We start from the raw sequence: 20,098 nt of genomic DNA on the forward strand, positions 1-20,098 counted from the left end.
CCACGTATTGGCGCCTCAATACGTGTAACATCATAACAATTCGTTGTGGAGTTCATGTGGAGTACGTGTGTAGTCCAGGTGTGTATACATAGTAAAAAAAAGAAACCCCTTCATCTTGAAGAAGCTTCTCTTGGAAAATAAATCGTAAATTGTACGCCTTGCTCGGTACTCGCAATGCCATATTCCAACATGTGTACGTCCATGATCTGCTTTACAATATACAGACCCAGACCACTCCCACCCGTGTAACGATTACGGGACTTTTCGATTCGATAGAACGGTTCAAATAGATCTTGCAACTGTGAATTATGAATAACCGCTTCGCTATTCGTAATTTGGAGCACATACCGAGTATCCTGCTCGATCAGCTCTACCGTAACGGTTGCACGTTCTGGTGAGTATTGAATCGCATTTTGCAAGATATTTGATAGCGCCTTTTTCAATAAATTACGGTCTGCTTGAACATACACGTCATCTTTCATTTCAACATGAATCTGCGTGCACTTGGCTTGAATGACATAATCGAGCGGTCGTAAACATTCCTTTACAAGTGGAGATAGTTCTATCGGCTTCAGACTCGCCTTCAAGATCGTATTCTCGAATTCATAAATCTGAAGCAGCTCTCTTACAAGCTTCTCCATCTCTTGCATAATCGTATATGATCGCCTTAAGTATTTATCCCGGTCTTTAAATATCCCAATCTGATCAATCATTCCTTCAATCTGCCCCATTACAGCTGTGATCGGGGTCTTCAGCTCATGGGATACCGCCGTAATAAATATCTTACGTTGATCTTCCATCTTCTTGACCTTGTCCATCTCTATCTGAAGCTGTCCATTCGTGTGCTGGAGTTCAGACATCGCATCCTGTAAATTCTCAGAAAGTCGATTTAAACTGCGAGACAACTCGCCAATCTCGTCTTTCGATCGAATGTCGCTCGATAAGGAGAAGTCCAAGCTTGCCATCCGCTTCGCTACACGATTCACACGTACTAGCGGCTTTGTAAGCATTCGAGAATAAATAACTGCACCTGTAATGGAAATCAAGATGACAATACCAATTGCATATGGGGCAAACAATAGAATGACTTGTGATACTTCATCTATAGGCTGAAGGGTTGCATTAGCGAACAATTTGTAATGCCCATCTGTAAATGCAATCGGTTTATCAACGGAATAGACGTTGCTTGGCATTGCAATCTCTATCTTTTTCGTATAAGGAACAGTCTTCGGCTCCCCAGTTGATGGCTCATCTTTATACTTGACATACGGGGAAGGGACGTAAATCATATTCCCATTAAGATCCCTAACCCCTAGCCACACATTATGTATTTGTGTAAAAGAATCTAGTTCCCTCTTCGCTTCCTGTAACGATTTCGTGCTCGAATCTTGAATTAATCGTTCCAACGCTGTGTTTAGCGTATTGATTTTATATTTTTGATAAAAAGAAGGCAACATCAGAGCCACAATAACGAATACGATGACCGTACTGACGATAAGCAAACCGCTTGTAATAAGTCCGATTTTGAAAGTAATTCCTTTGCGTGCAAGTCTATTCATCTATCTTGTATCCAACACCAGTCGCGGTTTTGATATAGGGTATCCCTAGCTTCTTACGCAAATTCTTGATATGCGTATCTACGATCCGCGCGTCCCCATAATAATCATAGCCCCACACCTCATCAAGCAGTGCTTTTCGCGTCGCGACATGCCCCTTATTCTCAAGTAAGTAGCGAATAATCTCAAATTCTTTGAAAGTGAGATCGACTTTCTTCCCGTTCACTGTGACTAAATAGGCATCAAGATCTACATTTAATTCATGAAATTGCAGAATCCTAGCTTCAGTTACCGGATAAACCCTGCGAAGAACTGCTTCCACACGCTTAATTAATATACTGAACGAGAACGGTTTCGTCACATAGTCATCAATCGCAAGATCATATCCTTTAAACTGATCTTCCTCATTATCCAGGGCTGTTAGCATCATTATTGGAATTTTGGGTGCTTCACTACGGATCATTTTACAAAGATGAAACCCACTTAGAATGGGTAACATGATATCAAGCAGAATGAGGTCATATTTATGTTCTCCAAAAAGCTTATAGCCCTCCACACCATCACTTGCTGTATCAACCTCATAACCTTCCGCCGATAAAAATTCCTTCAAAAGCTCTTGAATTTCAAGATCATCTTCAACTACGAGTATTCTCGCCATAGCCTCACCTCCGCTGACTCAAATGTTAGGGTTATTATATACGTCCCTTCGGATTGTTAGCAAATGATGGGGATTACTCATTACTTATTACAGTCATATCAAGCTCACTTAGCCGCGTCTTATCAGCAATCATCTCAATTTCAGTGATCTTATCGGCTACTACTATCACTTTAAGTGCGAACATCATGCGACCACGCGGAGCAACAATAATTCCAACTGACCCATCGATAAGCACTGCGCGAGCACCTTGCGCACGTCCTGAGAATTGCTTCGCCACTGCTGACGCACCATGAACAACTGGTATGCCTGCAACAGGGGCGAACGATGTATCATTATGCAGCACAACATTCGGGTCTAACACCAATAATAGCTTTTCAAAGTTACCCGTGCGTGATGCGGCAAGGAATGCTTCAACAAGTTCTTGTTTATGCTTATGTTCTTCCGTATGTTCCACTGATCCCGCTCCTTGTACACGTCCGCGTGCACGGCTGGCTAACTGCCTTGTTGCCGTTTCATTACGTCCAACAATGTTTGAGATTTCGGAGAAGGATAAGGCAAATACATCATGCAGCACAAAGGCAATTCGCTCAGCTGGATTCAAGTTTCCAAGTACCACAAGCATCGCAAGGCCTACCGAGTCGCAAGTAAACCTTCATGTTCTGGATCACTGCCTTCCTCCCGACTTGTGACAGGTTCAGGTGTATGTACAATAGATAAATCCTCACGCCGAGATTTACGGGAACGCAGCATATCTAGACACACCCTAGAGACGATAGTCGTTAGCCAACCTCCGATATTCTCTACAGCTTCCGTATTCGATCGATTAAATCGAATCCACGATTCTTGAACGGCGTCATCCGCTTCCCCTAAAGATCCGAGCATTCGATAAGCAACTGCTTGTAGATGTTTACGGTGTTCCTCAAATTGTTCAACTTGCCACTCGTTATGGTTCATTCGTCACATTCCTTCCTAAACTTACTTTTTAATAACACTGTCGTAAACAACAGTAGTTTTGTGACTGAAGAAAAGGTTTTTATTAAAAATTTTAAGAATCCGGTCACGTTTAAATAAGACCTTCCGTCATAGTTAGTGACAAGAGTAAACATGAATAAACCTTTAGGAGATGATTGATAATGACAACGACTTTTATTCCTTTTCTTGAAATGAACGGCAAGGCTCGTGAGGCAATTGATTTTTATGAGAAGGCACTGGGTGCGAAGGTTGTTTACAAGCTCATGCTTGCTGATTTACCGAATAATAAGGGTGTGGAATTGCCAGCTGAGAAGAAAGATCAAGTTTCTTACGCGGTTTTGAAAATTGGGGAAGCGGAATTACAAATTTCAGATAATGTAACAGGTTCACAGTACCACAAAGGCACTCAAATTACACTTGTGCTCCAAACCCCTGATAAAGATCAGGCTACTCAATATTTTGAAGCATTACAGCAAGATGGTCAAGTCAATGAACCGCTGCAATCCAGCTTCTTCAGCCCCGCATATGGCAATGTAACCGATAAGTTCGGCATCACTTTCCGTGTCTTAGCCAAAGGACGTCAAGGCTAATTTAATGACATGTTCCTATTGTGAAAATAAGAAAAGGACCCGAACGCACCTTCCCGCGATCGGGTCGTTCTGTTATCTTTTCAATGATTATGGGTATTCTTACTCGGGCTAATAAAAAGCCATTCCGAAATCACAATATTCACGACTAAACCAACCCAAATATTAACCTCTAACACATGCTTTAACACCGCTTCAACACTAGTAAAAGGTTCGGTTTGGTTTGCGACCAAGTAGATGAGTATACATATTGGAGTCACAAGTCGTGCTGTCGCTGCAACTAATGTGACCGCGTAATTACGAATCATCCACTTGCGATGTGCATTGAAATTGCGATTACGAGCTGTTGTGTAACCTTTCCAACCGGTATACAACCACAACAGCACTAACGTAAGAAATGACATCTGTCTGATGTAACTATCCGTATACATACCTACGACAATTCCTGTAATACCTCCGATTGCAACCAAAGAAAGATAAATACGACCAATTATGCGATGGATGTGCGGTCTCGTTTTCCGAAGAGTAGGTAGAAATTGTAACCAGCCAATCACGAGCGCGATAAATGACGAGAAAATATGAGTGAGTAGGAGCGGGTAATGTAGAGTAAATGAGGTACTAATTGTAACCCGACTATATGAAGAATCAAGCGGCACATAAGGGGTAATCGCGAATATTGCGGCTCCGAGTGTAAGGATAACGACGATTAGCCACCGCTTTGGGATCTGAGAACGTTTCGTCATCAGTCACTCCCCCTATTTAATAAGAAATTTCAATACGGCTTAAGAGTGCGGATTCATCCTTGATCGATTTCAGCATATAATCCGCTAAATCTGCACGTGAAATACCACTAATTCCGATTAAAGGCATGTTCTTCGCAATACGATATTTACCGGTTTTTATGCTATTGGTTAACCTAGGAGGACGGATTACAGTCCAATTTACTTGCGAGGTAAGTAAGAGAGACTCCATACGTGCCATATCTGCGTATGCATGCTTATACATGGGCTGAATGATGGATCGAATGACCAGACGTTGAAGAAAAGGCGTATCATTAGGAATTTCAAGACCAGCAGATGACAAACAGATCAGACGACGAACTCCTGCACTTTCCATTGTCCGGACGATATGACTAACTCCTTCCGAATAAACCGTTGTTGGGTTCCGATGTGAGACACCAAGCGCAGATAGCACCGCATCATGTCCAATCAAGATATTCTCATAAGTTGCGGGTTTCAACACATCACCTTGGGTAATTGTCAAATGTTCATGCCTAATATCCATCGCTTCTGGATTCCTTACGATTACTGTTACTTGATGTCCATGTTCAAGGGCTTGCATGACAATTTGGCGTCCCGTTCCCCCTGTTGCACCGAATACAACCAATTTCATCGTTCTGCTCCTCCTGTTAGTTCCTCAACGAACTGAGTCACAATCGCGATATGCCCTTCCACTGTTGGGTGGACTCCATCTATCCCTAAGTAGTTGCTCGGAGGCTGCAATCCGAACACAGATTGAACATCAACAATCGGATCTGCAAACTGATTAATCGCGTTACCAATTGCAAGCAAATCTGCATTCTGCCAACTTAATTGTGCCTGCTCAAAATAATGAAACTTCGCTACTTTCTGTTCATCTACAGTAGGCGGTGTCAGCCATATCCACTTTGAAGTGGTATGAGTTCCTGCTAATCGACGCACTTCCACCAAATTCTGAACGGTTTCCGCAAGACTCACCTGCGTTTTGCATGAATCTGTACCTACCCGCAGCGTGTCATTCCCCCCAATCATACATAAGATCCAATTTGGCTGTTTCGCGATGATATTGCTGAACTTACCCAACACTTGCGTGGAGGTATAACCAGATACACCTTCATTGATCATCCGAATCCCCTCTTGCGGTCTTTGCAGTTCGAGCACATGCCGAAGAATCTCAAACCATGAAAGCAGATCATCCGTTGTACTCTCACCAATCCCTACAATCGTATCTCCTGTTTGAAATGGTAGATGATCGATCCGATCTGCAAAGATTTTATCTTGTAACATCTGCTGGGCAATACTTCTTGCTTGCTCCGTCAATTGTTGCTTTATCGTTTGGTAACTGCTCACATCCAGTCCGTATATCGCTCCTAATACATGGTCACTAAGGTTACGTGCGAACGGCATTATTTTCTCGGGGTGCTGGGTTTGGATCAACTTAACATGCTGGGGGTTCGATATTGTCTCCATGTAGCTCCATCTCCTTTTTCTTAATTAATGAAAATTGACTAATCACATAACTAACCGTAACATCAGACACTCACAAAATGAGGTATGAAATAATCACAATTCAGTCACGAAGCTCTAATTATCTGATCAATCGACGTACGGAAGGAAATGGATATGCTACAATGTTTCCAAGTCATGAAGTTGGTGTTAGGGGGATCTGTATGAGTCGAGGACGTACTGTATTGATCGTGGACGATGATAAAGAAATCGTGGAAATGATGACCGATTTTCTAGAAGATGAACAGTTCAACGTGCTGTCTGCCTATAACGCTTCACAAGCCATAGATCTATTAGAAACAAACGGTTGCCACATTGATTGCTTGCTCCTAGATGTTATGATGCCAGGTACAAGCGGTCTTGAGTTATGCCGGCAACTACGTAGAACAATGGATATCCCGATCCTCTTCCTAAGTGCGCGAGGTGAAGATGTTGATAAAATTCGAGGGCTCAGCTTAGGAGGCGACGACTATATCGTCAAATCCGCTACACCAGAAGAAGTCGTCGCACGTATTAAAGCCGTACTCCGTCGTTCGGATAGAAACGAGAAAGCGGCTAACATCGAACTTCGTTTCGGTAGACTTGTACTCGACATGACTGCTCATGAGGTGAAAATCAACGATCAGCCAATCTCCATAACGCCGAAGGAATTTGAAATTCTAAGCCTGTTTGCTGAATACCCGCGCCAAGTGTTCACATATGAACAGCTCCTGAATCGCTTCTGGGATGGCGTTGGAGATAAGCACACAGTTACGGTACTAGTAGGTAGAATTCGAGAGAAGATCGAAGTAAATCCGCGTAAACCGACCTATATCATGAATGTTTGGGGCGTCGGCTATCGCTTTGAAGGGGTGCGGCAATGAAAGGGCTTCGCATTCGGCAATGGATGATGATTGGCATGTTGATTGTCCTCATCATCCCCCGATTATTCTACGAAATACCGAATCTAATCGAACATTATGGATTTGAAAATACCACTCACATTAAAAAATTAACTGCGTTAGATACCATCATGTTAGAAGTGAATGAAACCCCTGTTACCCATTGGCTTGATCCGAACTGGCAACAAACTCTACGTAATATTGCAGATTCCTTACAACTTGGCGTCGTCCTCCTAGATGCATCGAATCAAGAAATTGTTCGCATTGTACCGTCCAATGTAGATAGCAATGTCCCTGCCCGGCAAATCTCGGTCACAGAACAAGGCAAAGTGCTTGGAAGTGCCTTATTCTTCATCCCTGCCAATAAGAGTTGGGTTGCGAACATCCTTGCACTTGTTGCTGGTCTTATCGCGATCCTATTTATTGGCTGGCAGATGGGTCGTGTTGTAGTAAAGCCTCTTGAAGCAATGAGCGCTGCTGCAAGGCGGATTGCGAGTGGAGATCTTGATTTTCAACTCCCAAAGTCCACTGTGCTTGAAGTTGCAGATGTACGCTCTGCTTTCCAAGCGATGGGCACGAGCTTAAAGGAGTCTCTTATTCGCCAATCTATATTAGAAGAAGAACGACGCTTCTTTATCAGCTCCATTGCGCATGATCTCCGATCACCCCTATTTGTACTGCGGGGCTACTTATCGCGACTTACGCGAGATACTTTCGATCAACCTGATAAAACGACGAAGTCGATCTCCATTTGCAGCAAAAAAGCCGCTCAACTTGAGCGACTTGTATCCGATCTATTTTCCTACAGTCAAATGGCTTCCTTCGAGCAGATTATGCGGTTAGGGTCAATTGAGATTACGGCATTATTCCAGGAAATTGTCGTCGAATACATGCCTATTGCTAACGAAAAAGAAATAACGATTACCTTCGTTGCACCGAATGAACAACGCAATATTCAAGGTGATGCCCATCTCCTAAGTCGAGCAATTGGGAATTTAATTGATAATGCGATAAGGCATACGCCAATTCATGGCACGATCAACATCTGCCTACAGTTAGAATTGTCTCGAATCCATTTTACAATCGAGGATACAGGTCTAGGCTTTCCAGACCATATGTTGAATAACCTGTTTAAAGCCTTTTACCGTGGTGATGATTCACGAAATCCTGACCATGGCGGTACGGGTCTCGGTCTAGTTATTGCCAAACGGGTCTTAGAAGCGCATAACGGCGATCTCACAGCTAACAATAGCAGCCTAAGTGGTGGAGCAATCCTAACCGGATGGATCAGTTAAGACGAATTACAACAATATAGGCTTCATGGAAGGCGTAAGCTTCTCGAGTTCATAACCCTTTTTAATAAGAAATATTAAAATTGTTTCAAGAAAATCTGCTGTCTCGTCCAGTCGATCATGCATGAGAATAACGGGATTCTTATGCCGTCTTTCTAGTTGAATCACCTGTTTCGTGATTAAGTGTACCATTCGCTCATCTCGATACTTCCAATCCAGACTGTCCACATTCCAATCCCACAGTTGGTAACCCGATTCATTCACAGCCTTCAAGTAAGAAGCTTTCATATAAGGTCTACTTCCATGTGGGGTTCGAGCAAGCGTCGTATCCTTTCCTGTGATTCTCTTAATCGTGCGCCGTGTTTGATCAAACTCTTGAACAACCGAGTGCTTAGAGGCATAGAATTGGGAAATCGAGTGGGTTACTCCATGTAATCCTAGTGTATGCCCCTCTTCTACCATTCGCTCTACCGCAGATGGAAATCGGCGTATTCTCGACTCTAACATGAAGAAAGTAGCAGATGCTCGATAATGATCTAGTAAATCTAGAATACGATACGTGACTTTTGTTGGACCATCGTCAAAAGTAAGATAGGCGATCTTTTTCTTACGCGTCGTCATTCGTTCACATACTTTCGATAACTCTCTGTTTTACGAATAACATTACATCCCTTTAACAGGCTTCGATTCGAGACATCCCATGTATGATCGCTCGACTTCGCTCTGCGAACACATACATAATTCTTTCTATTCGATGCATAGACTTTAAACTTTTTCTGCACGCATTTCTTAATAAAGCCACTGTCTTCTCCACGATTCTTACTTGGGAATTGAACCCTACTACAAATTTCCTTTTTAAATACCAGGGTAGCCCCCTTTGCAGAGCGTATACTTTTCGTAAATCGATTTTCTTGTCCGGGAACGTGAATTGCGAGTGTCTTATATTTTTCAAAATACATATATACAGATTTTTTGACAACAACGGATGCTCCTGTTCGTTTTAATATTTTCATAGAATCACTTAAATACTTAGGACCATAGTAATCATCATCATCAAACTTCGCAATATACTTGTAATGTGACTTCGCCACCCCGAAATTTAAACAATCCCCAAGCGTAATATGCGCAGGTAACTGATACACATACACATTCGGATATTTCTCCGCTCGCTCACTCCAATCATATATATCCATGTCATCATGATTCAAAATAATAATGAGTTCCTTACTCTTCCAAGTTTGTCTTAAATAATTCGCAAATACGTTATCCATGTAACGCTCACGCATTGAACAGCATATGACAGAAACCAACCTTCTCCCCCCTTTGTTTCTTTCATAGCTGTTATATGAAAATAAAATCTATTTGCTTGTATGCGTATAATGATAGATTCGAATTGAATAATAAAAAAATCCCCTTGGGTAAGGGGACTTCTAATATTCTAATGCTCTAAAGCTCAACTACCTTCGTCGCTATATGCTCACAGAACGTGCTGTCATGCTCAACAAAAACGATCGTTGGTGCATATTCCAAGAGTAACTCTTCGATCTGCATGCGCGAAATGACATCTACGAAATTCAATGGTTCATCCCAGATATGTAGATGCACTTTCTCGCAGAGACTTTTGGCGATAAGAACCTTCTTCTTCTGACCACCGCTGAATGAAGCAATATCTTTCTCGAATTGAATTCTGGCAAAATCAAGCTTGCGCAGGATCGCCTTAAACAGACTTTCATCGATTCCATTCTCTCTAGCATAGTCCGTCAAATTGCCTTGCAGATGCGAAGTATCCTGTGATACGTAAGAAATTTTCAACTGGCTCCCCTTACTCAGGGTACCGGAATGATCCAGCTCTACTCCTAAGATCAGCTTCAGAATACTCGATTTTCCCGAACCATTGATTCCAGATATCGCAATGCGATCCCCTTGTTCAATTGTAAGATTCACATCGCTGCACACCTGTTTCTCCCCGTAAGCAATCGATACATGATCGAGTTGCACGAGTTGTCGCTTATGATAAGCTAGCTGCGCAATCTTCAAGCTGTCAGAGCTCTCGATATTCTTGAGCAGCTTCGACTTCTCTTCAATCGCGGCATTCTGTCTGCCTTCGATCGACTTCGAGCGCTTCATCATTTTTGCAGCCTTATGCCCGACATAGCCTCTATCGACCTTTAAGCCTGAATTCAGCGTACCATTCTTCGTCTTCTCGACTGCATCCGACCAGTCACTTGTACGTTTCGCGGCTTCTGACAGGCGCTTAATATCTTTCTTCAGCCTCTCATTCTCACCTAGCTCATATTGATCTTGACGCTGCTTATTCTCCCACCAGTCCGAGAAATTGCCGCGCTGCACTTCAATGTTCGTTCGGTTGATCGATAGAATATGATCGACACAATTATCCAGGAATGCACGGTCGTGCGAGACGAGAATGAAGCCGCGTTTGTTCTTTAGATATTGACTGACTAACTTCCGAGCGTGTAAATCCAGATGATTCGTCGGTTCATCGATGAGTAAGAAGCTGTTTTCTTTTAAGAATAACGCCGCTAGCAACACCTTCGTCTGCTCCCCATTCGATAATGTTTCAAATGGTCGATACAGCACATCCTCAGATACTTGCAACAAGTTGAACTCACGCATGAGCTGCCAATGTTCATAATCGGAGTAAATGCGCTCCACCACTTCATAGGTCAGAGCACTCTTATCTTCCACATGGAATGGGAAATATTCAAAGCTTACACCCGACGAGATACTGCCACTGTACTCATGTATACCAAGCAACAGGTTCATGAACGTCGTCTTTCCACGACCATTCCTACCTGTGAATCCTAGCTTCCAATCGGTATCCATCTGGAAATTGACATTCTCGAATATATTGTCATAACTGCCCTCATAGGCAAATGTTAAGTTCGTTACGTTAATTAATGACATAAAAAAGCCCCCTTATCCGACGCTTGGACAGGAGGCAGGCATATACTCAATAAGACGTTCTTGTTCTTATCACAAAACAAGACGTTCCATTCGTATGTGTAAAAAAGCCCAGACTAATCCTATCCTTAAAAGCATCGTGTTTTCACGAATTTTGCTTGTGTGGGATTTGGATTAGAATTTCATCGGCAATTATACACCCTTTCGACTTTAACTATTCGTAAATGTAACACATGAAATTTACAGAATCAACCTATTCTTTTAAAAATGAGACAATTAACTCTGCGAGTTCCTCAGGGTGGGTGAAATTCAACTTCTGATCTGCACCCACAATCGTCGCAAATTGAATATGCTGCGCAACCTCATATTGCTCAGCAATCTTCTTACTATCAGGATGATCCAAAGTTCCATGAATATGCAAAGTTCTAGGCTCTAGTTCATTCAGATGCTCAATAGCAGGGATTGTCGGCCAGATTGGCGGACCGCTAGCAGCCCATTCCATTAATCGATGTGTGTTATGCAGGTTGATGGTCTTCATGAAATCAAAGTGTGGGCTATTCTTTATTACTGGGAAAAATGGAGCTTCCATCGCAAGTTCAACCATATGTGCAACATCTGGCAGGGCCTCCATTACGGTTCTGTGATAGATGCAAATGTCTGATGCATGACGGAAATTCGCTAATTCAGGTGTAAGGAGCACAAGTTCTTGCACACGTTCTGAATGCTGAAGTGCAAATTCAGTAGCGATCTGACCACCAACTTGCAGTCCTAGAAGTGTCGCCTTCTCAAGCTGAAGTTCATCTAGAAGTTCAAGCAGATCCGCTACATAATTAGCTGGACCTATAGGTGCTGGCGACTGCCCGCATCCCCTTGCATCGACCATAATCACTTGATAATGTTCAGACAATAAGGGAGCCAAGAACGTCCAATCTCTAGAATCTCCTCCCCCGCTATGCAGCATGACAACAGACTTTCCTTGACCTATCCTTTCAACATGTAGATCCATCTCAATCCCTCCACATCAATATCGATTCATCTCGATTTTATTATTGAATGAATATTTAGTCAATAATAAATTGACAGAAATATTCGCCTGTTTTATGATGAGAACAAGATCAATATGAGGGTGAATCCGATATGCCAAGAACACCAGAAGAAAATGAACGTATTCGCACGATTGCGAAAGATAAGATACGTACCGCCGCTATTGACGTCTTTATTGAAAAAGGCTTCCACAAGGCATCCATTGATGATGTTGCGAAGAAAGCTTCAATTTCTAAAGGTCTCATGTACAATTACTATAAGGGAAAGACTGACCTGCTTGCAGAATTGGTTCAAGTACGTATGGATGAAATCGTGCAAGTGATGGAGGAAGCCATGAAACTGCCTACTCCCAAAGAACAATTGCATTATATAGCCGAAAACTCGATTCGCAATGTGCAGGAGAAACCACATGTGTATCGCTTTTACTTGAATTTGCAGACCCATCCCGAAGCGGACGAAATCGTGTCCGTGTATAGCCAGCAGTTGAAAGACGAAATGGCTCACCATTCCAAGACCCAAGTTGAGATTTTCCGTAACTTGAACGCGCCTAATCCATGGCTTGCATCACTCCACTTCTCAACTGCTTTACATGGGATCATGCTCATGTATGCTTCCTACCCGGACAACTTCCCGCTCGAAGAGCTGCGTCACGATATGGTTACATCATTCATCGATCAATATTAATAGGTTTAGATTTATGAAATTGAATCATTCATTTGCATTAAAAAAATTTTTTTGATAAAATGACTGACGAACGTTCGTTAATTGAGGTGATTCTATTGAAAAGTAAAGCGATCAAAGACGTCGCTTTAAAATTTTTCACAATACATGGGTATGAAGGAGCTTCTCTATCTCAAATTGCCGAGGAGCTCGGTATGAGAAAACAGTCTCTCTACGCTCATTTCAAAGGTAAGGATGATCTCTTTCTACAAGTTTTACAAGATGCCAAAGAGACAGAACTTTCTTCCAAACTTGATTATTTGCGTAAAGTGGATGCCCAGAATCCGAAAGCAGCCTTATTAGGCTATCTTCAATTGGTCATTCATTTGTTTCAAAAAAACGAAAAGTTAAAGTTTTGGCTTCGCATGTCCTATTTTCCACCTCAACATCTTGCAAAAGCGATTGATAAGGAAGTACTCGATACGGAGAACAAGATTCAAACCGTACTCGAAAGCAAATTTCACCAATGGATCGATTCCGAAATTATCATAGAAGAAGATGCCCTCATCCCTACTCTTGCCTTCTCTGGTATCGTTGATTCGATCATGGTTGAACTTGCCTATGGAAATGACGAAAAACGATTACACGATAAACTTAATGCCTCATGGATTGTATTTTGGAGAGGTATTTCACGGCTATGATTTTACAAAGAGAGGTATTACTACATGAAGAAACCATTAAGAGAACAGAAAACCGTCTTACTCATCCTATTAAGTAATATATTTATTGTTTTTCTAGGCGTTGGACTCATCGTCCCGGTGATGCCATCCTTTATGAATATGATGCATTTATCCGGTCAATCAATGGGTTATCTTATGGCCGCATTTGCGTTCGCACAACTACTCATGTCTCCACTCGCAGGACGATGGATTGACACTTATGGCCGCAAGAAAATGATCGTCATTGGCTTATTCCTATTTAGTATTTCAGAACTGATCTTTGGTTTAGGCACACATGTATCTGTCCTTTATTTTTCCAGAATTCTTGGAGGTATTAGTGGTGCATTTATTATGCCTGGGGTAACTGCCTATGTTGCAGACATTACCTCAGTAGAGGAAAGACCTAAAGCGATGGGCTATATTTCTGCCGCCATTAGTCTTGGTTTTATTATTGGACCAGGTGTCGGAGGTTTTATTGCTGAGCTAGGTGTGCGTGCCCCTTTCTACTTTGCTGCTATTTTCGCATTAATAACCTGTATTTCATCCCTATTTATATTAAAAGAGCCACTAACCAAACAGCAGCTTTTGGAAATTGCTCAGCTGAAAAAGGCTACAAACTTTGTTCTTGATCTCAAACGATCACTTCATCCTCAATACATTATTGCCTTTGTTATCGTGTTTGTACTGGCCTTTGGTTTATCAGCCTATGAAACTGTATTTAGTCTGTTTTCTGATCATAAATTTGGCTTCACTCCACGGGATATTGCAATCATTATTACAATAAGTTCCATCTTCGGGGTTGTTGTTCAGGTCTTTCTATTTGGTAAAATGGTCGATAAACTCGGTGAGAAGAAACTCATCCAGACATGCTTAATTGCTGGTGTACTATTTGCGGTCCTATCCACCATGATCTCTGGCTATATAGCCGTCCTTATCGTAACTAGCTTCATCTTTCTCGCATTTGATTTACTGCGACCAGCCTTAACGACCTATTTATCAAAAACAGCTGAAAAAGAACAAGGATTTATCGCTGGGATGAACTCCACCTATACAAGCTTAGGCAATATCGTCGGACCCGCGTTAGCCGGTATATTATTTGATGTAAACATCAACTATCCGTATCTCTTTGCTGCAGTCATTATGTTTATTGGTCTTGTCATTACGATGATGTGGAAAGCCCAATCCGCTCACACAGCTTGACAAACCGTCATTCTAAAAAAAGGAGTAGCTGCCTCGGCAAGCTACTCCTTCTTTACTTCGTTCATATGGACCTTGCCAGTCGAAATCCAAGATCATCAATGGCAAATGTCGGGTGACTTCGCCTGCGGCAAGTTGATCCGCAACCTCTCGACTGCTCCGCCCAGCTTCCACCACGGAACACTCGGTATGTACCATACACTTCTTTATCATATACATCCCAACACCATTCCCACACATTACCTAACATATCATAAAGCCCCCATGGATTCGGCTCCTTACCTCCGACTTCATGAGCGCTGCCACCTGAATTTTCATCATACCAAGCGATTCGGTCAAGCTCACCATACACATAGCTAGTCGTACCAGCTTTACATGCATATTGCCACTCTGCTTCAGTCGGCAGACGATAACCATCTGCTCCCCAGTCACAAGTAACCGTCCGACCATCATCACTAATTGAGTAACACACTGTTAACCCCATTTTACGAGAAAAATGATTACAGAAAGCGATCGCATCCTGCCAGGAAATATTGACTTGAGGTTTATCGATTTCATCTGTATTTACAGCTGATTCACCCATAAGCGAGTTGTACAAACCCCTTGTTACAGGAAATATCCCTAGTTGAAAAGGTTGGACTTCCACTTTCCACTGCGTCTTCTTACGGTCATCCCTCATACTCTCTTCACCCTTAGGGATATGTATCATGGGATAATCCCAATCATTCATCTGATCACTCGACAATCGATCATCCTCCTCATATATAGATTAACAGATTTTACCTCAACTTCGCTTATGAAGGCAATACCTTAGAAACGATCTAACCCTACTTCACACTTCTGCATTCGGATAAGAATGTTGGTTTTGAGAAACATTAATGACATCTTGCAATTATTTGTTGGAGGTCAAACATGCCATATGTCTATAGTCTCACTCTCCTTTTCAGCGGTTTAACGGGTATCAATCTCATTTTATCTTACCAAAGCAAGCATATTGACCCACAGTTCTGGACGACGCTCAAGTTTCAACTTCTAATGATTCCTCTATTTTTAATTGCGAATTTATGCATCGGATATGGGATTAAGTTCGGTTTCAAAGCGATAAATCACTTAGGTGGTGTACTCGTTGCCGCCAAATGCATAGAAGTGCTTATTTCCTTATGGATGGGATACTTGTTCTTAAAAGAAATGCCAACCTGGAAGACGTGGGTTGGACTGATTATCATCGCGGTAGGCGTTGTAGTAGTTAAACAAAAGTAATGTTTGCGATAGTAAAAAAAGCCGTTATTTCGACGGCTTAATCGGTTCTTGAAACAAAGGCAATCTCGTTTCAAACACCGTTTCTTGCATGGTGCTGCGAGCACTGATTAGTCCATGATGCAGTTCAATAATACCTTTTGTGATGGCAAGTCCCAGACCCGTTCCCCCATTATGGGAAGACCTTGCGCGATCCGCCCGATAGAAACGGTCAAATATATAAGGCAAATCCCGCTCCATAATTTGATCACCATAATTAACGATTTCGATGACTGCGTCTCTTCGATCCCTACGAATCCGAATATCAAGATAACGTCCGCTGCTACCATGTCGAATCGCATTAGAGATCAGATTCTCATAAGCACGCATGAACTGGTTTCCATCGCCTTCCACAATCATGCTATCCTCTTCGACGAACATCCGATACGTCATGCCTGCTTTGTTCAGCTGAGGATTAAATTCTTCAGCTAATTGCTTGAGGAAACTAATCATATTTATTTTCTTAAATTGTGGATGAAGAGCTTCTCCTCGAAGTGAGGTGTACTCAAACAAACTGTCGATTAGATGTTTCAGGTTTTTAGACTTATCATATGCAATTTTAGTGTAATAACGCAGTTCCACCTCATCTTGATATCGATCTCTTTCAATGAGCTCCAAATACCCTAGAATGGATGTTAGGGGTGTCCGTAAATCATGTGATACACCCGTAATCAACTCATTCTTTGTTTTCTCTGCATGACGCTCTTCTTCAATGGATGTCCGCAGTTTTTTCGTCATCTCATTGAATTGGTCAGCTAACCTTCCGATTTCATCCGAAGACTTTGCTTTAATCTCATAGTGCAGATTCCCCTTAGAAATCTCCACTAATCCTCGTGAAATTTCATCTAAGAAACGAAACACTTTCCGACTGTAAATAAAAAAACAAAGCAAGAACAACAAGCTGCCCATTAAAACTAGAATAGGTAGTGAACCGATATTCTCCACAACCCATTTAATCGTAGAGCGATAAGGTGCAATATAGACGAGTTTTTGCGATATTTCATAACAGATGTATACAAAAAGCGCTGCAGATGCAAGGCTTAGGAAGAATATCAGAATAAACTTCCAACGCATCGTATAGATAAAACTAAATTTCATTTTCATATGAAGTACCCGCCTTCACTATTCAATCGTATACCCGATTCCCCATATCGTCTTGATATATTGCGGTGAGCTTGGATCTTTCTCCAGCTTCTCACGGATTTTGCGAATATGTACCATGACTGTGTTATTGGATTCGTAAAAAGGCTCTTCCCACACCGCTTCATAAATCTGCTCCATACTTAGCACACGTCCTCGATTCACTGCTAACGTGTACAAAATCGAAAATTCGCGTGGCGTCAATTTAATGGGGATCTTATCTACAGACACTCTATGTTGAGTCAAATGAATCACAAGTTCATCAATCACAATCTCATTCTCACTCTTCACATCATTCCCGCTAAAATGACGGTAACGGCGCAGTTGTGATTTCACCCGTGCTAATATCTCTAATGGACTAAACGGTTTGACGACATAATCATCTGCTCCGATACTTAAACCCGTAATCTTATCGATTTCTTGTCCTTTGGCTGATAGCATAATGATGGGCATTTGCTTTTCTTCACGTATCTTAATACATGCCTGAATCCCGTCCATCCGAGGCATCATGACATCCAGAATAATTAGATCGACAGCATTAGATTGCAAGAGTTCCAATGCCTCTAGCCCATCATTGGCAATTAATAATTGATAACCTTCATTCTTCAAATAAATTTCAAGAAGATTCGTGATTTCCTTTTCATCATCAACCAAGAGAATTGTACTTCGATTCATATACACCCTCCTTGATCCAACTTCGATCAATAAGCTTATCCAACCATCATAATCAATCTTAGCTATGGTTACAACAGTGTAAAAAAAGCAGCACAGCCAGCCCATGCTTCACTTGAAAGCCGGCAGCTACGCTGCTTGTTGCTAATCGGATTACTTCATAATGGTTCCTGCTAAACCTTCTACAGCATCTTTAAGCAGGAGATACATATCCCCATCCGTTAATGCTTTTGGATCCGCAATGATTGATTGAGTCGACTTGGTAAGAAGTCCTTTCTTGAAAAGATCCTCTTGTGCTGTCTCCAGTGATGAATCTAAACCTGCTGCGACCGCAATCGTATAACAAGCTTGTTTGAGCGTTAGAGGCTGCTTCGCTGGTTCTGAGATATTCTCAACCGCTGTTGAGAAATCCCCGGTAAATTGAGTATGATATTTCTTTTGAATGGTGTAGAGTGCATTAACCAAACGCTGTGGATTGGAAGTCTTATCTAATTTGAACGTTTCATTGTTATAGGACCCTACTGCGATGCCCATATATACGGCCGCTTTTAAGCCTTCATAGGCTTTATGGTTCATGAATGATTGTGGGCTAGGCGTATATGAATTTATTTCCATACCTTGCTCATTCAATCGATTTTGAAGTTCCGTGATGACAGATTTCGTATCCGCCATCTTACGGAAACTTATTCCTTGTTCAATTGATAATTTAACCGCTGCACCAGCAGCTTGACCTTCTGCCATTCCAGTTGGAATAACACGAGCACTACCATGTGCAAGCGTATCATAACTAGCTGATCTGCCCACAACCAGAATCCCATCCAAATTGTTTGGAACGATACTGCGAAACGGTACAGCGTACTTCGAAGGATGAACGACAACTGCTCCATTATCAGTCGGAGACGTTCTTTGAATATCGGCGGGATAAGATCCAAAGGCGATGCGATCCCACTGATCACGGTTTTCCAACAGATCGATGACATTCAGACGATACAGTCCGTTCATATGCCGCGTCTCGCGGACGTATAGTTCCGGTGCAATGCCTGTTAATTCCACACGTTTAAACTCTTCAAATTTCTTCAGAAATTCAATAACATGAGGAATCTCCTTCTTCGCTATCTCCATACCCTCTTGAACGGATTTCGGATTCATTCCATCCACACCAAAAATTTGCAAGGCGTTAATCAAGATCGTTCCGTCCATTTGTCGACCAATATTTAAACCGCGCATCTTGGTCCGCTCTTTATTTACAGGTACATAATCTTGCATTTCCTTCCCATAACCCCATGCAGACATTTTATTGGAACCGCTGCCTGTATCTTTTGTGTCTTTCATACGTTTTTGAATCAGATTCCAAGCTTTATCATCAATATTTTTCAAGCGGAATACGGCAGTAACCGCCATTCGCGATTTTTCATCACCCAGATCTTCACGACCGATTGTAAAAGATCCACCTGCTGCAGCCGCAATATCCGCATCTTGGGTTGCATCGACCACTGACTTTGCCAGCACATTATGCACAGTTCCATCAGACTTCTTAAACGATATTCCTTGTACTAAAGTGCTGTCCTTTTCTTTTTTGACCAAAGGTTCTATGGCAGTTGCTTTCATATACAAATCAATATTGTTCTCACTCTTCACTAGCTCATAGAATGCATTGGCAGCCGTCGTCACATCAAAGGAATCTCCTTCTATTTTTTGATACCACTCGGAGAAGATCCCTTTGTTTAAGTATTCGGGTGGTTTGCCAAGCTGCTTGGACGCTGAACGATCCCAGTTCATATCCAGACTGTTCAACCAGCCAACAGTCATTAACCCGCCTAGAATATCACGGTTTCTACCTTCAATAAGGAGTGTCTTTAGACCATTTCGAGCTCCTGATATGGCCGCTGTAATTCCCTCAGGATCTGTTCCGATTACAACTAAATCATACTGATCTTGAATCTGTTCCACCGAATGAACGGCCAGTAGTTCTTGCTTTTGCTTTAACTCTTCACCTGATGACTTAGACTCTGAATTGTTATCGAAGCTAACGTACTTCAATAGAACAGTTACTACAATCAGCGCACCAACCACTCCTAATATTAACCACTTCTTATAAGACATTTTCAACTTCTGAACACCTCTCTACTGTTTACTCGTGCTGGGCTATTCCCTGCTTCAACCACTATAACGTAGAGAGTTTAACGATTATTTGTGATGGTCTTATGAATCACTTAAAGGATTCTTAATAAAAATTAA

22 protein-coding genes are annotated in these 20,098 nt (G+C 42.0%); 7 read left to right on the plus strand and 15 right to left on the minus strand.

The features are described from left to right. Nucleotides 1–110: 110 nt before the first annotated feature. The 4 genes from NV379_RS16515 to NV379_RS26090 form a co-directional block, all read right to left on the minus strand. Entirely contained in the window at nt 111–1,559 is a 1,449-nt protein-coding gene (locus tag NV379_RS16515; protein ID WP_258208436.1) for a sensor histidine kinase, read from the minus strand. Further along, nucleotides 1,552–2,214, minus strand: coding sequence for a response regulator transcription factor (locus tag NV379_RS16520; protein WP_258208437.1), 663 nt, complete (start codon nt 2,212–2,214; stop codon nt 1,552–1,554). The genes NV379_RS16515 and NV379_RS16520 overlap by 8 nt, the downstream gene beginning before the upstream one ends. A 73-nt stretch (nt 2,215–2,287) precedes the next feature. Beyond that, complete coding sequence (locus NV379_RS26085) at nt 2,288–2,836, minus strand: sigma factor-like helix-turn-helix DNA-binding protein (protein ID WP_308860298.1); 549 nt, start codon at nt 2,834–2,836, stop codon at nt 2,288–2,290. 8 nt (nt 2,837–2,844) lie between these two features. Then, nucleotides 2,845–3,168: a sigma factor gene (locus NV379_RS26090; protein ID WP_308860299.1), complete on the minus strand. Its 324-nt coding sequence runs from the start codon at nt 3,166–3,168 to the stop codon at nt 2,845–2,847. Nucleotides 3,169–3,347: 179 nt separating this feature from the next. On the opposite strand from NV379_RS26090, the gene NV379_RS16530 reads away from it, so the two are divergent. After that, the gene (locus NV379_RS16530) at nt 3,348–3,776 is read left to right on the plus strand and encodes a VOC family protein (RefSeq protein WP_258208438.1); all 429 of its coding nucleotides are present in this window, start codon (nt 3,348–3,350) and stop codon (nt 3,774–3,776) included. An 80-nt stretch (nt 3,777–3,856) separates the two neighbouring features. Here the strand turns inward: NV379_RS16530 and NV379_RS16535 are convergent, their stop codons facing one another. From NV379_RS16535 to NV379_RS16545, 3 genes are read right to left on the minus strand one after another with little or no spacing between them, the layout of a single operon-like run. After that, nucleotides 3,857–4,516 (minus strand): DUF2306 domain-containing protein, encoded by a 660-nt coding sequence (locus tag NV379_RS16535; RefSeq protein ID WP_258208439.1) that lies wholly within the window; start codon nt 4,514–4,516, stop codon nt 3,857–3,859. 16 nt (nt 4,517–4,532) lie between these two features. Further along, nucleotides 4,533–5,165, minus strand: a complete 633-nt coding sequence (locus NV379_RS16540) for an NAD(P)-dependent oxidoreductase (RefSeq protein ID WP_258208440.1) — start codon at nt 5,163–5,165, stop codon at nt 4,533–4,535. After that, nucleotides 5,162–6,001 (minus strand): GDSL-type esterase/lipase family protein, encoded by an 840-nt coding sequence (locus NV379_RS16545; RefSeq protein WP_258208441.1) that lies wholly within the window; start codon nt 5,999–6,001, stop codon nt 5,162–5,164. The genes NV379_RS16540 and NV379_RS16545 overlap by 4 nt, the downstream gene beginning before the upstream one ends. Nucleotides 6,002–6,201: 200 nt before the next feature. Here NV379_RS16545 and NV379_RS16550 point away from each other — a divergent pair, with 200 nt between their 5' ends. Then, complete coding sequence (locus NV379_RS16550; RefSeq protein WP_258208442.1) at nt 6,202–6,900, plus strand: response regulator transcription factor; 699 nt, start codon at nt 6,202–6,204, stop codon at nt 6,898–6,900. Continuing rightward, nucleotides 6,897–8,213 (plus strand): sensor histidine kinase, encoded by a 1,317-nt coding sequence (locus NV379_RS16555; RefSeq protein WP_258208443.1) that lies wholly within the window; start codon nt 6,897–6,899, stop codon nt 8,211–8,213. The genes NV379_RS16550 and NV379_RS16555 overlap by 4 nt, the downstream gene beginning before the upstream one ends. A 6-nt stretch (nt 8,214–8,219) precedes the next feature. Here the strand turns inward: NV379_RS16555 and NV379_RS16560 are convergent, their stop codons facing one another. From NV379_RS16560 to NV379_RS16575, 4 genes are all read right to left on the minus strand, one after another. Then, complete coding sequence (locus tag NV379_RS16560) at nt 8,220–8,831, minus strand: polysaccharide deacetylase family protein (RefSeq protein WP_258208444.1); 612 nt, start codon at nt 8,829–8,831, stop codon at nt 8,220–8,222. Beyond that, a complete protein-coding gene (locus NV379_RS16565; RefSeq protein ID WP_258208445.1) occupies nt 8,828–9,520 on the minus strand; it encodes a glycosyltransferase family 2 protein in 693 nt (230 codons plus the stop codon). The genes NV379_RS16560 and NV379_RS16565 overlap by 4 nt, the downstream gene beginning before the upstream one ends. A gap of 136 nt (nt 9,521–9,656) precedes the next feature. Beyond that, nucleotides 9,657–11,135, minus strand: coding sequence for an Lsa family ABC-F type ribosomal protection protein (locus tag NV379_RS16570; protein WP_258208446.1), 1,479 nt, complete (start codon nt 11,133–11,135; stop codon nt 9,657–9,659). A 250-nt stretch (nt 11,136–11,385) separates the two neighbouring features. Then, entirely contained in the window at nt 11,386–12,138 is a 753-nt protein-coding gene (locus NV379_RS16575; RefSeq protein WP_258208447.1) for an alpha/beta fold hydrolase, read from the minus strand. A gap of 131 nt (nt 12,139–12,269) precedes the next feature. Here NV379_RS16575 and NV379_RS16580 point away from each other — a divergent pair, with 131 nt between their 5' ends. From NV379_RS16580 to NV379_RS16590, 3 genes are read left to right on the plus strand one after another with little or no spacing between them, the layout of a single operon-like run. Continuing rightward, a complete protein-coding gene (locus NV379_RS16580; RefSeq protein WP_258208448.1) occupies nt 12,270–12,860 on the plus strand; it encodes a TetR/AcrR family transcriptional regulator in 591 nt (196 codons plus the stop codon). A gap of 59 nt (nt 12,861–12,919) precedes the next feature. Continuing rightward, entirely contained in the window at nt 12,920–13,537 is a 618-nt protein-coding gene (locus NV379_RS16585; protein WP_308860300.1) for a TetR/AcrR family transcriptional regulator, read from the plus strand. Nucleotides 13,538–13,561: 24 nt separating this feature from the next. Next, nucleotides 13,562–14,755 carry an MFS transporter gene (locus NV379_RS16590; RefSeq protein WP_258208449.1) on the plus strand — a complete coding sequence of 398 codons (1,194 nt, stop codon included), beginning with the start codon at nt 13,562–13,564 and terminating at the stop codon, nt 14,753–14,755. 61 nt (nt 14,756–14,816) lie between these two features. Here the strand turns inward: NV379_RS16590 and NV379_RS16595 are convergent, their stop codons facing one another. Then, the gene (locus NV379_RS16595; RefSeq protein WP_373426125.1) at nt 14,817–15,482 is read right to left on the minus strand and encodes a formylglycine-generating enzyme family protein; all 666 of its coding nucleotides are present in this window, start codon (nt 15,480–15,482) and stop codon (nt 14,817–14,819) included. A gap of 182 nt (nt 15,483–15,664) precedes the next feature. Here NV379_RS16595 and NV379_RS16600 point away from each other — a divergent pair, with 182 nt between their 5' ends. Next, nucleotides 15,665–16,012, plus strand: coding sequence for a hypothetical protein (locus NV379_RS16600; protein ID WP_258208450.1), 348 nt, complete (start codon nt 15,665–15,667; stop codon nt 16,010–16,012). Nucleotides 16,013–16,036: 24 nt separating this feature from the next. Here the strand turns inward: NV379_RS16600 and NV379_RS16605 are convergent, their stop codons facing one another. The 3 genes from NV379_RS16605 to NV379_RS16615 form a co-directional block, all read right to left on the minus strand. After that, on the minus strand, nt 16,037–17,152 hold the full coding sequence (locus NV379_RS16605; RefSeq protein WP_258208451.1) for a sensor histidine kinase: 1,116 nt from the start codon (nt 17,150–17,152) through the stop codon (nt 16,037–16,039). Between the two features lie 18 nt (nt 17,153–17,170). Continuing rightward, the gene (locus NV379_RS16610; RefSeq protein WP_258208452.1) at nt 17,171–17,863 is read right to left on the minus strand and encodes a response regulator transcription factor; all 693 of its coding nucleotides are present in this window, start codon (nt 17,861–17,863) and stop codon (nt 17,171–17,173) included. 150 nt (nt 17,864–18,013) lie between these two features. Continuing rightward, a complete protein-coding gene (locus NV379_RS16615) occupies nt 18,014–19,963 on the minus strand; it encodes an FAD-dependent oxidoreductase (RefSeq protein ID WP_258208703.1) in 1,950 nt (649 codons plus the stop codon). Between the last annotated feature and the right edge of the window lie 135 nt (nt 19,964–20,098).

The sequence above is a fragment of the Paenibacillus radicibacter genome, from assembly GCF_024721995.1.
Lineage (GTDB): Bacteria > Bacillota > Bacilli > Paenibacillales > NBRC-103111 > Paenibacillus_AM > Paenibacillus_AM radicibacter.

Coding starts and splice junctions, on each gene's coding strand:
- NV379_RS16515 (WP_258208436.1), bottom strand. CDS start 1,559: ATGAATAGACTTGCACGCAAAGGAATTACTTTCAAAATCGGACTTATT.
- NV379_RS16520 (WP_258208437.1), bottom strand. CDS start 2,214: ATGGCGAGAATACTCGTAGTTGAAGATGATCTTGAAATTCAAGAGCTT.
- NV379_RS26085 (WP_308860298.1), bottom strand. CDS start 2,836: ATGCTTGTGGTACTTGGAAACTTGAATCCAGCTGAGCGAATTGCCTTT.
- NV379_RS26090 (WP_308860299.1), bottom strand. CDS start 3,168: ATGAACCATAACGAGTGGCAAGTTGAACAATTTGAGGAACACCGTAAA.
- NV379_RS16530 (WP_258208438.1), top strand. CDS start 3,348: ATGACAACGACTTTTATTCCTTTTCTTGAAATGAACGGCAAGGCTCGT.
- NV379_RS16535 (WP_258208439.1), bottom strand. CDS start 4,516: ATGACGAAACGTTCTCAGATCCCAAAGCGGTGGCTAATCGTCGTTATC.
- NV379_RS16540 (WP_258208440.1), bottom strand. CDS start 5,165: ATGAAATTGGTTGTATTCGGTGCAACAGGGGGAACGGGACGCCAAATT.
- NV379_RS16545 (WP_258208441.1), bottom strand. CDS start 6,001: ATGGAGACAATATCGAACCCCCAGCATGTTAAGTTGATCCAAACCCAG.
- NV379_RS16550 (WP_258208442.1), top strand. CDS start 6,202: ATGAGTCGAGGACGTACTGTATTGATCGTGGACGATGATAAAGAAATC.
- NV379_RS16555 (WP_258208443.1), top strand. CDS start 6,897: ATGAAAGGGCTTCGCATTCGGCAATGGATGATGATTGGCATGTTGATT.
- NV379_RS16560 (WP_258208444.1), bottom strand. CDS start 8,831: ATGACGACGCGTAAGAAAAAGATCGCCTATCTTACTTTTGACGATGGT.
- NV379_RS16570 (WP_258208446.1), bottom strand. CDS start 11,135: ATGTCATTAATTAACGTAACGAACTTAACATTTGCCTATGAGGGCAGT.
- NV379_RS16575 (WP_258208447.1), bottom strand. CDS start 12,138: ATGGATCTACATGTTGAAAGGATAGGTCAAGGAAAGTCTGTTGTCATG.
- NV379_RS16580 (WP_258208448.1), top strand. CDS start 12,270: ATGCCAAGAACACCAGAAGAAAATGAACGTATTCGCACGATTGCGAAA.
- NV379_RS16585 (WP_308860300.1), top strand. CDS start 12,920: ATGACTGACGAACGTTCGTTAATTGAGGTGATTCTATTGAAAAGTAAA.
- NV379_RS16590 (WP_258208449.1), top strand. CDS start 13,562: ATGAAGAAACCATTAAGAGAACAGAAAACCGTCTTACTCATCCTATTA.
- NV379_RS16595 (WP_373426125.1), bottom strand. CDS start 15,482: ATGAATGATTGGGATTATCCCATGATACATATCCCTAAGGGTGAAGAG.
- NV379_RS16600 (WP_258208450.1), top strand. CDS start 15,665: ATGCCATATGTCTATAGTCTCACTCTCCTTTTCAGCGGTTTAACGGGT.
- NV379_RS16605 (WP_258208451.1), bottom strand. CDS start 17,152: ATGAAAATGAAATTTAGTTTTATCTATACGATGCGTTGGAAGTTTATT.
- NV379_RS16610 (WP_258208452.1), bottom strand. CDS start 17,863: ATGAATCGAAGTACAATTCTCTTGGTTGATGATGAAAAGGAAATCACG.
- NV379_RS16615 (WP_258208703.1), bottom strand. CDS start 19,963: ATGTCTTATAAGAAGTGGTTAATATTAGGAGTGGTTGGTGCGCTGATT.